The sequence below is a fragment of the Sphingopyxis fribergensis genome, assembly GCF_000803645.1.
Classification (GTDB): Bacteria; Pseudomonadota; Alphaproteobacteria; order Sphingomonadales; family Sphingomonadaceae; genus Sphingopyxis; species Sphingopyxis fribergensis.
Window position 1 is genome coordinate 2,456,005 of sequence record NZ_CP009122.1, and the last position, 13,633, is coordinate 2,469,637.

The window sequence follows — 13,633 nt, forward strand, 5'->3', positions numbered from 1 at the left end:
GCGGCATTTATACGAAATAACCGTTCTTCGGTTCCCCGCGCCGCTGCGGTCCGTCGCGCCCGATCCCATCGCCCAAAGCCGCGGGACGCCCATCTTCGCGAACGATATCGGTGCCCTCCACATAACCGCTCGCATTGCGCGCCCGACTGACCTCCCGAATCACCCGCTCACGGGGATTGAGCAGCCGGTTGAGAATCTGGCCGAATGTCTCGCTGTAATCCCCCGTCATAGGGGTCTGATGTGCGCTATGGGTCACGCTCGCAATCATACAGGTTAAGTTTGCGGCGGACGCGGATGTTTTTGTCCGGGGGCGCGACGCAGCCCTTCGATCGCGCAACCGGTTCGCGACCGCTGCGTTCCCTTGCCATGTTGATGACGGATCTCTTCGCATGACGCCGCGCTGGCCTTCGGTCCTGTGGGTCGTTCGCCATGGCCAGAGCGCGGGCAATGTCGCGCGCGATGCCGCCCACGCGGCAGGCGACCTCCGTATCGCGCTCGACCACCGCGACGTCGACGTCCCGCTTTCGGCGTTGGGCGAGGAACAATCGCGCGTGCTCGGCGAATGGTTCGCCGCCGACGAGGAAGAAGGTCGCCCCGAAATCATGCTCGCCTCGCCCTATATCCGCGCGATCCAGACCGCCGAAATCTTCCGCGCCGCGGGGGGCTGCGAGCCCGACGAAAAGATTTGCGTCGACGAACGCCTCCGCGAAAAGGAATTCGGCATCCTCGACGGGCTCACCCGGCTCGGCATCGCGGCGGCGCACCCCGAACAGGCCGAATTCCGCTCGGCGCTTGGCAAATTCTACCATCGCCCGCCCGGAGGCGAGAGCTGGTGCGACGTCATCCTGCGCCTGCGCTCGCTACTCGACACCGTTTCGCTTCACTATGGCGGCCGGCGCGTGATGATCGTCGCGCATCAGGTGGTCGTGCTGTGCCTGCGCACGATCATCGAAAATCTGGGCGAAAGGGAAATTCTCGCGATCGACAAGCAGGGCGACGTCGCCAATTGCGCGATCACCGAGTATCGCTTCGATCCGGGGGTCGGCCGCGACGGCAACCTCGTCCTGTCGCGCTATAATGTCACGGCACCGATGGCGGGCGAGGTGCCCGTCACCCGCGAACCCGATGCGATGGTCGCAGCGCGTGGCTGACCCCGTCCCGCTCGACACCGCCTGGCTCAAGGCCAACCCGCTTCCCGATCACCACGACAATGTCGACAAGAACGGCCGCGGCCGCGTGCTCGTCATCGGCGGATGCCGGCGCGTACCCGGCGGCATGCTGCTCACCGCAGAGGCTGCATTCCGGGCGGGTGCGGGCAAGGTCACGATTGCCACGATCGCCTCCGCCGCGATCCCGATCGGCATCGCCTTTCCCGCCTGCGCGATCGTCGCGCTTCCCGAAACCGCCGACGGCGAAATCGCGCCCGAAAGCGCCGAGCTGCTGCTCGCCGAAATCGCGGGCCATGATGCGGTCGTCTTCGGCCCCGCGATGATCGACGAGGACGGCGTGCGGACGCTGCTCGCCGCGCTTCTCCCCGCGCTGCCCGACGACATGTTCCTGCTGCTCGACGCCGTCGCGCTTCGCGCCGCGACCGATCATGTGGACGCCATCGCCGCGCGCGGCCGCCATATTGTGCTGACGCCGCACGAGGGTGAGCTGGCCGCGCTGCTCGGTATCGAAAAGGACGATGTGTCGCGCGATCCGCTGGCCGCACTCGCCCGGGCGGCGCAAACCTATGATGCGACGGTGATGGTCAAAGGCGCCACCAGCCATTTGATGGCTGGGGGAACGTGCCTCTCCTATGCCGGCGGCGGGCTCGGCCTTGCGGTCAGCGGGTCGGGCGACGTGCTCGCAGGCCTGATCGCCGGGCTCGGCGCACAAGACCTTCCGCCGCTCCAGGCCAGCGCATGGGGCATATGGCTGCACGGCGAGGCTGGGCGGCGATTGTCCGAAACGATCGGGCCGATCGGCTATCTCGCGCGCGAGCTGCTGCCGGTCGTTCCCGGCTTGATGCGCGGCGTCTAAGCCGGGCCGCTTCGGGCTTGGCAGCGAAAAGACGCTGGTTCGATATGCGATCGGGGAAATGGTGACCGGGCTGGATTCGAACCCGCCCGCATCGCTTGCCGATGCGGGCCAGCGAAAAATCGCTGGTTCGATACGCGATCGGGAAGATGGTGGCAGGGCTTGTATCGAACCAGATATTTATTTGTTTAACTCTCAGTACTTAGCGAACCGAGGTTTTAACCTTCCCCCACATATCCCCCCACATTTTTGAGACATTGGCGCCGAAAAATCGAACTGCGGTTTAGTGGAATCGAGATTGAGATCGCGCTGCAAAAGGTTAGCGGCCCCTTCATGGAGCAGGGCGATTCGGAAATGGGCGAGCTTCCCAGCAACGGTAGCTTAGGCACAGCCGCGTTTGAGTTGGTTCAAGGGTGACGCTCAGCATCATGCCGCCACCTTCGAATCGCTTCTGACAGTTCTCAACCGTCGCAAGCGTGCATACCAGAATTCAGTCCGGCGACTTGTCATGGATTTGTCGGAATGCTTGCACAGACCGGCCAACCGCGTTTGGTCGAGTGGAGAGGGTGTGTTGCAAAAACGTGTTCATCGAGATCCGGCAGGGGAAAAGATCTCCGCCGCGCAGTACATCCGGATGTCAACGGAACATCAGCGCTACTCGCCCGACAGCCAGCGCGCAGCGATAGCCACCTTCGCCGATGCTCGCGGGTTCGAAATCGTCGAGACCTACGTTGACGCGGGACGAAGCGGACTCACCTTGGCCGGCAGGCCAGCCCTAAAGCAGCTGTTTGCCGACGTCCTCTCGGGGGAAGCAAATTTCCGCGCTATTTTGGTTCTGGATGTGAGCCGATGGGGCAGATTTCAGGACACCGATCAGTCCGCGCACTACGAATATATGTGTCGAGCCGCTGGAGTCCAAGTCCACTACTGCATGGAGCCGTTCGACAATGACGGTGACGCGCTGTCGTCCATGATGAAACATATGAAGCGCGTGATGGCAGCCGAGTTTAGCCGGGAGCTGTCCGTAAAAATCTCGCGGGCGCAGCGACATCAAGCCGGCCTCGGTTTCAAGCAAGGAGGCGATCCACCGCTAGGAATGCGGCGTCAAGTCGTCGATGAGAGCGGCAAGCCGCGAATGATTTTGCTCCGCGGCCAACGCAAGGCATTGATTACCGACAAAGTGGTCTGGGTCCGAGGGCCATCACGTGAGATTGCGCTCGTTCGACGCATTTTCCATCTGTTCGTGGAAGACAAGTTACGTCTCGGGCAGATCGAATCCTGGCTCAATTGTCGAAGCCATAAACAAGCCAATGGAAAACCGTGGACCACGAGCGCAGTCCGGCGAACATTGACCCAGAATCTTTATTCCGGCCGATATGTCTTCGGAAAACGTGTCAGCAATCTGGGGCGCCCTACATTTACCGAGCCAAGCGACTGGGTGACGGCAAAAGTCACGACGCAAATCATTCCCACCATACTTTTTCAAGCGGCTCAGCAGCGTCTCGGTGCTATCACTCGCAGAGTCTACTCGGAGAATGAACTCAAGGCGGGACTCGCGCGCCTATTGAAAGAGGAAGGCCATTTATCTGGCCGACTAATTAAGCGCTGCGCCTACTTGCCGTCTCCTGAAGCCATCGACACGCGATATGGAAGCCTTGCGGCGGCATTCCGTCTGGTTGGATATGAGATGCCATCTCGGATCAAAAAGAACGCCAGCGGGAAACCCTACTCCGATGAAGACCTTTTGGATGAACTGCGCCGCATTCATCGGGAAAGAGGATATCTGAGTGGTCATGCAATTCAGGCGGATGCTGGTGCCCCGAACCGGAAATATTTCATCCGGAGGTTCGGTTCCCTAGCCAAGGCGTTCGAACTGGCCGGATTTAAAATCACAACGGCCGAACGTCGAAGGGCAGCGGCGGGGTATCGCGAAGAACATGGCATATCCAGTAAACCGCCCAAGGTTTCAATACGCCGCAATCAGGACGGCTCACCGATCACCGATGAGGATCTTATCGGTCATTTAAGGCGCCTACTGGCCAAGCATGGCTATCTGTCAGTCCAGCTGATCGATTCAGCCCCGGAGGTTCCCGCCAAAAACGTTTACCGCAGGAGGTTTGGCGGGCTCAGAGCAGCATATGCCCGTGCAGGTTACTTTGGCACCCATAGCGAAATCGTGCGCGCTGCAAGAGCACGGCTCGGCGCGTGATCAGGGTGAGTCCGACCTTGAACAGAACGAAGCAAGGTTCATGCGCGACGGCTGCTGGAGCGATCGAATGGATCTTAACGCTCAGTCGATAGCCGCCTCTCCATCTACGCACGCCGATGGCTTCACGTGACTGATAAAATCCGTCTGTTACTCTTGGAGAATCCTGACTAACTCGAATCACCATAACATTGAACTTATTGCTATATCCCGCAGCAGCGCCGCGCTTGGGTTTAGAAAACAATGACTATCGGGCCAGCCAATTTTGTGGCTAATTGTCGATGAGGCTTGAGGCACAGGAACTATGGATGGGCGATATTTTCAACTGATCGTTAATGAGACAGGCAATGAGTAGGTCCAACGAGACACGCGGCAAATGGCCTGCAGTGGAGCGGCGTCGATTGCTGGCTTCTATCCGGTGCCTGCTGCGTGTCCTCCCAAGTTTGCAGCCCGTCATCGAGGCTCAAGCGCTTTTGCTCTGGGCAGCTTCACATTCGGACAGCGACAGTTCGCTGAAAGCGAAATCTCGCGAGCGAACTGGAAAGATGGCGATCTGCACGTTCGCAGTCCGGGTCTCCACGAGCACGGGGTGCCGGTGAGCGATCGTTTCGCACCAGATCGCCGACATGAGGGGCAGCAATGACCGTCGCCGCCTACCTTCATAGAGTTGAAGATCAGCCTGGCCAGGCAAAAGAGACGCGGATGCGGTTCGAAGGGGCAGTCCCAAGGACTGGAGAAACCGAGGTTCTCGTACACAATATTTCCGAACTGGGCATGGTGTTTGAAACGGACGAAGCGTTCGCGATCGGCGATCCGATCGACATTAAGCTGCCCCAAAGTGGTGCCACTCGGGCGCGCGTGGCGTGGACCAGCGGGCGACTGATCGGACTTGACTTTGACTTGCCGATCTCGCGCATATCGCTCGGTACCGCACGACTTCGCGACGCGGTATCCGTCGGACCAGACGGACCCGATTCCGCGAACCGCATGGAAAGCTTTGGCATGCGGGTGCAGCGCCTTCGCCTTGCGCTTGGCATGTCGCAAGGACAGTTGGCCAAGCATATGAATGTTAGCGATCCGGCAGTTTGCGGTTGGGAACTGAACAGGACCAGACCCAAGCCGGGTCGAATGGAAGCACTGGCGGAAATTCTGGGCGTCAGCATGGCCGATCTTCTTGGCGAACAGGCAGTATTCCCGCTCTCTGCAACAATCGACAGTGCGCGCCAGGCTATTGCTCTAGCCGCCGGCGTAACTCAAGATCGGGTAAGGATAAATATCGAGGTATGACCGGGTAGCGCGGCAATCCAGGTCGGGGGCCCACCACTCCCGGCACGGATTTTATCTACCCTTTGGCGCCGGTCCCCAAGGGCCGGCACCACTACTCACAACCTTTTCGCAGCGATAGTGCAGATGATGACCATGGAAGGTACAGGCGTGCCTCGGTCTGACAGATGGCACCCAACCCCCGCGCCGGAACTTGTGCACGACAGTTGTTATTTTCACAACCCCACTCCCTGAGGCGTCTCTCCGGGAGGGGGCGACTGGTCGATTTGACGGGGGAGCCAGTCCCATACCTTGCTGTGCCGGAATGCCGGAAGTCATCCCGCCACCAGTGATCGCGAGCGCCGCGCCTGTCTCGCCAAACCTCAAACACCAAAGAGTTATCCCAGTCGCCCCGTCCACAAGCTCAGCCGCGCCATAAGACAGTCGAATTTCGTCTCATAGCGGGACACAAACCCGGAATGGTCGTTTGCGTTCCCAGTCCGTTACTGGCACGTTTACCTTGCGTTGCCCTCGATCCGTTCGCGGATGCGAGGGCCTAATTTTATTACGGGGGAAAATTCATGATCCGCGCATTTGCTGCCGCCTTGCTTGTGATGCTGTTCGCAGCTCCAGCTCAGGCGGACACTTACACTCAGGCCAACTTCTCGTCAGGCATTTTTGGCGGCGACGCGAATGTGCGCGATCCCTTGCTCAACCCCTATTTCCCGAGCGATCCGTTCAGCGGAAGCTTCGTCTACGACAATAATCTTGTTCCCGCCGCCGGCACCGGGTTCGTGAACGTGATGATCAACAGCTATCCAGACATTGCCGCGATTTCAGCTGCTGATGCATTCAAGTTCGACTTTGGTTCTTATGTATTCACGCTTGCCGACGATCCGCTGGCGATGATTCAATACAATAATGGCCAATTTAACGGGTTCGTCTTCAATACGACGTTTGCCTTCGAGGGAGCCAATTACCTGTTCAACCTGAACGGCGGCACGCTCACCGTTCGGTCGGAAGCCGATCCGTTCGGCCAGCCCTACATCAATGGCTATACGAACATCGGTAACGGCAGCCTCACTGGCCAGACCGCTTATACCCCGTCGACCGCGCCGCCGGTCGGGGCAGTGCCCGAACCGTCGACTTGGGCGATGATGCTTCTGGGGTTCGGTTTCGTAGGCTATGCCCTCCGCACGACAAGGCGCCGCCGCAACGCGGTGCCTGCTTTCGCCTGAACGATCGATATGCCGAACGCCGCCGCCATTTCCGGCGGCGTTTTGCTGCCTGTCGAACCAAGCCGTCCGGGAGCCAAGACCGGTTCGGCGATCGGCAGCCCGGCCTGCCAGCTCGATACGAAGGGGCGATCGAAGCCAAAGCCTTGAGCAAGCCGAATATGAACGCGCTAGACAGTCGATCAAAACTGCCTAGCATTCGCACCATCCGTCAGTCTGGGAAGCCTTGATGCTGTTATCTGCGGGAGGGGAGCGGGCGCCGCTGAAACATTTGCCGCTGCTCGACGGATGGCGAGCGATGAGCATCATGCTTGTTCTCGCGGGTCACCTGTTCCCCATCGGCCCTAGCGGATGGCAACTCAACGCCCCGGTCGCCGCTACCGGGATGGTGATGTTTTTCACCCTTTCAGGCTTTTTGATCACGCGATTCCTGATCGAGGACGGCAATATCCGGCGCTTTCTGATCCGCCGGCTTCTGCGCATCGTTCCTCTGGGATGGCTCGGAATGCTGATTGCTTTCGCTGTCGCGGGCGGTGCCACCGCCGGGCAGGTCGCCGGGAACCTCCTTTTCGTGGCAAACATCCCGCCGTCGTCGCTTGTCGCGCCCGGAGCGCATTTCTGGAGTCTCTGCCTCGAGGTCCAGTTCTATCTGTCGATCGCCCTACTCGTCGCGGTAGGCGGCAAGCGCGCGTTGATGGTCGTCCCGCTGGCCTGCCTCGCAATCACCTGCGCGCGCATATACTGGGATCAACCCGTTACGATCGTGTCATGGTTCCGGGCCGACGAGATACTCGCCGGGGCCACGCTCGCGCTCATCTATGAGGGATGGCTTGGCGAACGAGCCCGAAAGCTCGTTTCGATGCCAAGTCTCTTTCTGCTTCTGCCGCTCGTCTTTGCCAGCGGCGACATGCGGACCGGTTTCCTGCCGTATCTGCGGCCGTATCTTTCGGCTCTCATGATCGGTGCCTCACTCTACAATGCGCCCGGCTGGCTGCGTCGGCTCTGTGAGTGGCGCATCGTCACCTACGTCGCCCGGACATCTTACGCCCTTTATGTTTTCCACGGAATATTCGCGCACACTTGGCTCGGTGCGGGCGATACGCTCGTAAAATACGCCAAACGCCCTCTGCTGCTTGCGGTTACCATCGCGTGCGCGCATATGTCCACGTTCCATTATGAGCGGCGCTGGAATTCTTTGGGCCGGCGTTTGACGAAGCGTACGCCTGAACCAATTCCGCCCGGCAGCAATGTGGCGAACGCCCCGGTTTCGACAAAACAGATCGTCGAGCCTCGCTAATGATCGACGATGGCAGTACCCCGGGTAGGCCTGAAGACACAGATTTTGACGGGCGTCGGCTTGGCCTGGCAGCCGCGCAACTAAGGCCATCCGCCGTCGATCCGATCGCCCGCCAGAATTTAAATCCCATTGGAGTGCCGCTGCATGCGTAGTCAGATAAAGCGATTGCTGGGTATTGCGGAGCCCGTGTCGCCAGAGATCGCCGCCTACCAGCGGCTGAAAACGAAGGGCTTCATGCCCGACCGCATCATCGACGTCGGCGCTTACGAGGGATCGTGGACGCGGTTGGTGCGCAGCGTATTCGACAAAGTTCCCGTCACCATGATCGAGGCGCAAGATGGCAAAAGACCGATACTCGATGCAGTTTGTCGCGAAATATCGGATACAAGCCTCGTGTCCGCGCTCTTGGGGTCGGTCGGCGGCACATCCGTGACCTTTTACGAAATGGAGACCGGATCGTCGACCCGACCGGAAAACAGCAATGTCGCCCGGCAAGAAAGGGTCATGACGACACGAACGCTCGACGATGTCATCGATGGTTCAGGGACCGCATTGTTCCTCAAGATAGATGTGCAAGGTTCCGAGCTCGATGTCCTGACCGCCGGTCAGAAAACGCTGGCGCGCTGCGAAGTGGTGCAACTAGAGACAGCGCTGCTCCCTTATAATGCAGGCGCACCGCAGATGACCCAAGTTCTCGTCCAAATGGAAGAATGGGGATTTTCACCCTTCGATTTTGCGGGCTTTATCCGCCCCAATGGCGTCGACCTGGTTCAGACCGATGTCCTTTTCGTGCGCACGAATTCCACGCTGCGCGCGAAGCAATTCCATTTCTGAATTCCCGATCATCGCCGCGGCGGGTGAGCTCTGCTCAAGTGCGGGCTCGAAAGAACGTGGATTGAAGAGGTCAGCTCAGCGAAGGCCTCTGCATTCGATCCGACCTCTTAGTTCCGTAATCATCCCATTGCGCAGGGCTTCAACGGGGGGAGTCTGTCAGACCTCGATGAAAATCCGAACTCGATCGGGACTCACGCCCGTTCCGCGGGCAATTCGCTCGCGGCCCTGGCTGATCAGCTCGGCGGACGCACTCGACGAAGCATCGACCAATAGCTGCGACACGGGCACGCCAAGCAAGTCGGCGAGCACCCCCATGCGATCATGTTTCGGGCGGGCACGGCCGCTTTCCCAGCCGGAAATCGACGGAGCGCTTACGCCCATTTGCTCGGCAACGGTCGCCTGACTGAGCCCCCTCGCGATCCGCAACCGTTTCAGGTTAGCCCCAAAACGCAAATCCGCAGCCTCACCCTCGACCGGAGCTTGAGGCAGAAAAAGCTCCTCGGCTTCTTGCGTGTTCGCCGCGCTCTGCAACTGGGCCGCGCTCAGGGCTGCCGGAGAAATGGGGGTTTCAAACTGACAGCCGAACAGCTTTTCGCTTGCCCAAATCAGGCGCGTTGCAACCGATCCGGCGTGCGGCAGATCGACATCGATCAGGTCATCGATCGCAAGCTGCGCCTCGCATTCGATGAGCATGCCGGTCAGCGAGATATTGTGGATCTTGACGACAATGCTGGCGTCGGATGCGTGAGCGCCCTGAACTTCGAGGTGCAATTTCCTGCGTTCCGTGCGCCTCTTGCCTGCGCCCGGAGCCGTCGACTGAAGATATGCCGAGATAACCATTGCCTCTTAGTCGTCGCACAGTGTTAATATTAACTTATCGAAAGGCAGTAAAAACTGACCTGGACCGATGATGGAGTGGCGCTTTACTGCTAGGAAAATCCCGTGTCCAGCACACCCGCAGTGCATCTCATCGAGACGTCATGCGCCGCAATTTCCTAACGACCGAACCCTTTAACCCAGCAAAAGCGTATGTTGGGCTCCGCCGCCTGTTCCGGACAGCCAGACCACCGGCACCGCATGGCGAACCCGTGCCGTCGATGTTGAGGCCAAGCGTGCCGATTGCACGCGGAGCCGAATAGAGCGGCAGACCGTATCGACAAGAACCTATCTTTCCGACCCAGAGCGGAATCGCCGCACTAGTGTCGGAACGCCGGAATTCAGCGGGCGCGCGACGGCCGCTCTTTACGGTCGACGCTCTGCTATCCACGCGTCGTAAACGAGCGAATTCCGTACCAGACCTTTTCTTCCAGGAGCCAAAAAGCAAAATGCCGCGTGGTTTCCAACGCGGCATTCTGCAAGGATTTATAGGAATTCAGGCGAACCGGACGCGAACCGTCGATTTACGCTGGCGCATGCCAGCACCAACTGCGCCAAAGCCGAGGAACATGAGGAGCCAGGTTGCCGGCTCAGGAACCGCGTTCACCAAAGCAGCGCTGGTTTCGACGCGAAAGCCGCTCGGACCAGTGTCGTTGTTGTAACGGAAGTTCAGCACATATTGCTGCCCCACGACGCTGGCGAAATTCTGGGCGAACGTATCGTAAGAACCGGCGCACACGCCGCCGAAGCTGAGGCCGTTGGTACCGGTACCCTGCCCGTCGCCACCCTGGCCGGCAAGGCTGCCGCAGCCCGCGGGCGCAAACGTCCAGGTCTGCGCCAACAGATTGGTCGAGCTGCCGAGGGCGCTCAGGCTGATTGCGGTGACGTTGGAAAAGGACGGCACTTGATATCCGGCAAAGGACAGGCTCGTATTCGCGGTGCCGGCGAAGATGTTGAAGCTGTAGTTGGTGCCCGCGTTCGGCGTGTTGGTCTCGTTGACCAGCACCGTCGCGCTCGCCGTGGAGGCCGCCAGCGCGATCGGCAGCACGGTAAGGAGTAAGAACTGCTTCTTCATGATTATAGCCCCCGGTTCAAAATGATCGCTTGCGAATTAAGCGGCAATATTCACAGCATATGGCCCGAAATCCCCATCACGGACCGCAAGAATATTTACATTCGCCTAACTTTTCCACAGTCGCCGGTCAACCTAAAGAATCGCGGCCTGACGGGCCCCAAAAGCGTCTCCAACGTAAACAATCGGCGAGATTCCAATCCCTTCACACCGGATTTCGATCGACACCGGCGTCGAAAATCTCCGGATTCCCCTCCCGCCGAACCAACAAATGTAACAGCTTGTAACACACCTCACTAAAGCTGGAGCATGGCGCATCAGCGCGGGTTTCGCCGCTAATAGGCTCGCCACATCACCGGCGAACAAACACCGGCTCCGCCCAAGCAGCCCTTTCCGGGTTCAGCGCGACAAATGCAGATCGGGCCTGCAAGACGCATGGGCACGAACGTCCTATTTTGGTACAATAAAAGCGAAAATCGCCGGCTGGCGCCAGCCGCGACCGGATCGAGCTCCCGACGACTTTCTGTCGCCTTTTTGGCTTGAAGCGAGTCGCGCCCGGCTTTTCGGGCTTTTTTGCAGTTCGCGGGCTCATCGGAGCAAGGCCAGATATGAATTTATTAGGTAAATACATAACACGATTTCGCGGTCAGATTTGCCGTGCGCAAGCGGTATGATCGACCTCAAAACACCCTTAAGCTTGCGTCAAGCTAATCGCCGCCTCGCAACGCCAATTCCACAAATGGCCGTATATTACATTGTTATATAGTAGTTTTTTTTCTGGAAACTCTCGACAGGCCCACGGATTTTCGCAGTGCATTCGCGCGAAGGTGGCGGCGCTTGGACCTGTTTCTCAGCGGGACACAGAGCCACGCCGCGCAAACAAAAATCTTCACTCTCTGTAATAATTGGGCTAGCCCGATGAGGTGACTGGGATCAGAAACTTTTTCGGCTCGACGATGCGCTTAGGGGCGATGGCTATCGCTCTGCTCTTGCTCGCGACCATGTCGATGACCATTCCCGCGTTCAATGGCGACGGGGGAAGCCTCTACGCCCAGACCACCGATGCGCTCAGCCGGTTCGTCGGGCGTTCGCCCGGCGAGCGTAGCGAGACCGACCTACTCAAGGGCAAGGCGCGCAAGGATCGCTCACTGGCCGACCGGCTGTTTGGCCGCCGCATCAATGACGGCGGACCTGAGCAGCGCGCGCTGGGCAAGATTTTCGATACGCCTCCCGAAGAGTCGATCAAAGAAATTACACAGGTGCCTCCCGGTCCGGTGGCCTTGTCCGATCCAATTCCATCGGGCCTGTTGCCGCTCGGCGACGTCGGCACCCCGTCCAGCGCGATCATCGGCGGACCGTCGCTCGGCGTTCCCGGCGGTATCGGCACGGTCGTTCCTCCGGGCACGACGGCGGGCCCCGGTGACCCCGGCGATCCGACAACCCCTGGAGTGGACACGCCGGTCGCTGCCGTGCCCGAGCCAGCAACCTGGGCGATGATGCTCATGGGTTTCGGGCTTTGCGCCGCCGCTCTCCGTCGTCGGCGGAAGCTCACGACCGAAGGAGCACCCGGCGTCGCACGATGCGAGCCGGCCTGATCGGGGCCCTTCTGATTGCCGTTGCAGCAATCATTGGCGTCTACCTTGGAAATGATATCATCGCCGCGGCACCGACCGGGGAGTCGGCGCGCGTAGCAGACGGCGAGCGCGCGCAAGATGCGGTGTCCGCCGACGGCGCCCGGGACTATCTCACGCCGGCCGAGCTCGATACGGCCACACGGGACGGCATTCTCCCGGCGGGAACAAAATCGCTTCTGAAGACCGACGGCAAGATGCGGCATGGCGAATATAAGTGGCACGACGATGGCGTCCCGCCAGGCAAGCTGACGATCTGGGTCGACTTGCGCACCCAGCTTATCTCGGTGTTTCGCGGTGGCCACGAAATCGGTGCGTCCGTGATCGTCTACGGCGCCGAAACGATGCAGTCACCAGTCGGCCGTTTCCCGATCCTTTCAAAGCACCGCGATTATCACTCGCGCGCCTATGACGCGCCAATGCCCTATTCGATGTTCATTACCAATTCGGGCGTCGCCCTGCATGGGAGCCCGATGTCGAGCCGCCGCGCCACGCACGGCTGTATCGGTCTGCCCGTGCAATTTGCACGACTCGTTTTTGAAGCAGCAAAGACCGGAGACGAGGTCCGCATCGTACGATCGGAGACCAAAGCGATAGCCGCAAATTCGCAGTCGGCCGGTTCCTAACCGACAGTTAACCATATTGTGCCACCTTGCCTTAGGGCGCCCGGAGCTACCGTTCCCGTGCGTCTTAGGGGTTTGGTATGCAACGGCTCATCAAAATGGCGGGCAAGCTCGCTTTTCTCGCAGCAGCGGCGACGCTGCTTACCGGAGCCCAGCCACGGCTTGGCGGCCTCAACGACCGCCTCCTCGACAGCCACAATCGCGAACGCGCGCTGGTTGGCGTCCCGTCCCTTCGCTGGAACGACGAGCTGGCCCAGGGCGCGCAGGCCTGGGCTGACCATCTGGCGGCGACCGGACGCTTCGAACATTCGCCTAATATTCCCGGTCGACCGCTCGAAGGCGAGAATATCTGGGGCGGGACGTCCGGCGCCTTCCGTCCGGAATCGATGGTCGATCTCTGGATCGCCGAAAAAAAGGATTTCGTCCCCGGCGTCTTCCCCGCGAACAGCCGAACGGGCCGGCCGCAGGACGTCTCGCATTACACTCAGCTGATCTGGGGGCGGTCGGGCGAGGTTGGGTGCGGCCTCAGCCAGAATGGCGGCGATGAGATATTGGTTTGCCGCTATAGCGAGCC

13 protein-coding genes and 1 pseudogene are annotated in these 13,633 nt (G+C 59.8%); 10 read left to right on the top strand and 4 right to left on the bottom strand.

The window, feature by feature from the left end:
- Positions 1 to 7: 7 nt before the first annotated feature.
- Positions 8 to 229 (bottom strand): hypothetical protein, encoded by a 222-nt coding sequence (locus SKP52_RS11325; RefSeq protein ID WP_039574830.1) that lies wholly within the window; start codon positions 227 to 229, stop codon positions 8 to 10.
- Positions 230 to 389: 160 nt separating this feature from the next.
- Between SKP52_RS11325 and SKP52_RS11330 the strand changes: the two genes are divergently transcribed.
- From SKP52_RS11330 to SKP52_RS11360, 7 genes are all read left to right on the top strand, one after another.
- Positions 390 to 1,151 carry a histidine phosphatase family protein gene (locus SKP52_RS11330; RefSeq protein WP_039574832.1) on the top strand — a complete coding sequence of 254 codons (762 nt, stop codon included), beginning with the start codon at positions 390 to 392 and terminating at the stop codon, positions 1,149 to 1,151.
- Positions 1,144 to 2,025, top strand: a complete 882-nt coding sequence (locus tag SKP52_RS11335; RefSeq protein WP_039580753.1) for an NAD(P)H-hydrate dehydratase — start codon at positions 1,144 to 1,146, stop codon at positions 2,023 to 2,025. The genes SKP52_RS11330 and SKP52_RS11335 overlap by 8 nt, the downstream gene beginning before the upstream one ends.
- Before the next feature lie 568 nt (positions 2,026 to 2,593).
- Positions 2,594 to 4,231, top strand: a complete 1,638-nt coding sequence (locus tag SKP52_RS11340) for a recombinase family protein (protein ID WP_160292398.1) — start codon at positions 2,594 to 2,596, stop codon at positions 4,229 to 4,231.
- 636 nt (positions 4,232 to 4,867) lie between these two features.
- On the top strand, positions 4,868 to 5,515 hold the full coding sequence (locus tag SKP52_RS24600) for a helix-turn-helix domain-containing protein (RefSeq protein WP_052208136.1): 648 nt from the start codon (positions 4,868 to 4,870) through the stop codon (positions 5,513 to 5,515).
- Between the two features lie 557 nt (positions 5,516 to 6,072).
- Positions 6,073 to 6,729, top strand: coding sequence for a PEPxxWA-CTERM sorting domain-containing protein (locus tag SKP52_RS11350; protein ID WP_039574834.1), 657 nt, complete (start codon positions 6,073 to 6,075; stop codon positions 6,727 to 6,729).
- Between the two features lie 295 nt (positions 6,730 to 7,024).
- Positions 7,025 to 8,023: an acyltransferase family protein gene (locus tag SKP52_RS11355; protein WP_052208137.1), complete on the top strand. Its 999-nt coding sequence runs from the start codon at positions 7,025 to 7,027 to the stop codon at positions 8,021 to 8,023.
- A 234-nt stretch (positions 8,024 to 8,257) separates the two neighbouring features.
- The gene (locus SKP52_RS11360; protein WP_081997554.1) at positions 8,258 to 8,857 is read left to right on the top strand and encodes an FkbM family methyltransferase; all 600 of its coding nucleotides are present in this window, start codon (positions 8,258 to 8,260) and stop codon (positions 8,855 to 8,857) included.
- Between the two features lie 156 nt (positions 8,858 to 9,013).
- On the opposite strand, the gene SKP52_RS11365 is transcribed toward SKP52_RS11360, so the two are convergent.
- Positions 9,014 to 9,697 carry a helix-turn-helix domain-containing protein gene (locus SKP52_RS11365; protein WP_039574838.1) on the bottom strand — a complete coding sequence of 228 codons (684 nt, stop codon included), beginning with the start codon at positions 9,695 to 9,697 and terminating at the stop codon, positions 9,014 to 9,016.
- A gap of 532 nt (positions 9,698 to 10,229) precedes the next feature.
- Positions 10,230 to 10,808 (bottom strand): PEPxxWA-CTERM sorting domain-containing protein, encoded by a 579-nt coding sequence (locus SKP52_RS11370; RefSeq protein WP_039574840.1) that lies wholly within the window; start codon positions 10,806 to 10,808, stop codon positions 10,230 to 10,232.
- A 968-nt stretch (positions 10,809 to 11,776) separates the two neighbouring features.
- Between SKP52_RS11370 and SKP52_RS11375 the strand changes: the two genes are divergently transcribed.
- Both SKP52_RS11375 and SKP52_RS26965 read left to right on the top strand, forming a co-directional pair.
- A complete protein-coding gene (locus SKP52_RS11375) occupies positions 11,777 to 12,400 on the top strand; it encodes a PEPxxWA-CTERM sorting domain-containing protein (RefSeq protein WP_039574841.1) in 624 nt (207 codons plus the stop codon).
- On the top strand, positions 12,385 to 13,062 hold the full coding sequence (locus SKP52_RS26965) for a L,D-transpeptidase family protein (protein ID WP_228383905.1): 678 nt from the start codon (positions 12,385 to 12,387) through the stop codon (positions 13,060 to 13,062). Before SKP52_RS11375 ends, SKP52_RS26965 begins: the two co-directional genes overlap by 16 nt.
- Here the strand turns inward: SKP52_RS26965 and SKP52_RS26970 are convergent.
- Positions 13,059 to 13,367: a hypothetical protein gene (locus tag SKP52_RS26970; protein ID WP_228383942.1), complete on the bottom strand. Its 309-nt coding sequence runs from the start codon at positions 13,365 to 13,367 to the stop codon at positions 13,059 to 13,061. The genes SKP52_RS26965 and SKP52_RS26970 overlap by 4 nt on opposite strands.
- On the opposite strand from SKP52_RS26970, the pseudogene SKP52_RS26975 reads away from it, so the two are divergent.
- Positions 13,272 to 13,565: pseudogene (locus SKP52_RS26975) on the top strand (CAP domain-containing protein); the annotation flags it as partial. The gene SKP52_RS26970 and the pseudogene SKP52_RS26975 overlap by 96 nt on opposite strands.
- Positions 13,566 to 13,633 lie beyond the last annotated feature (68 nt).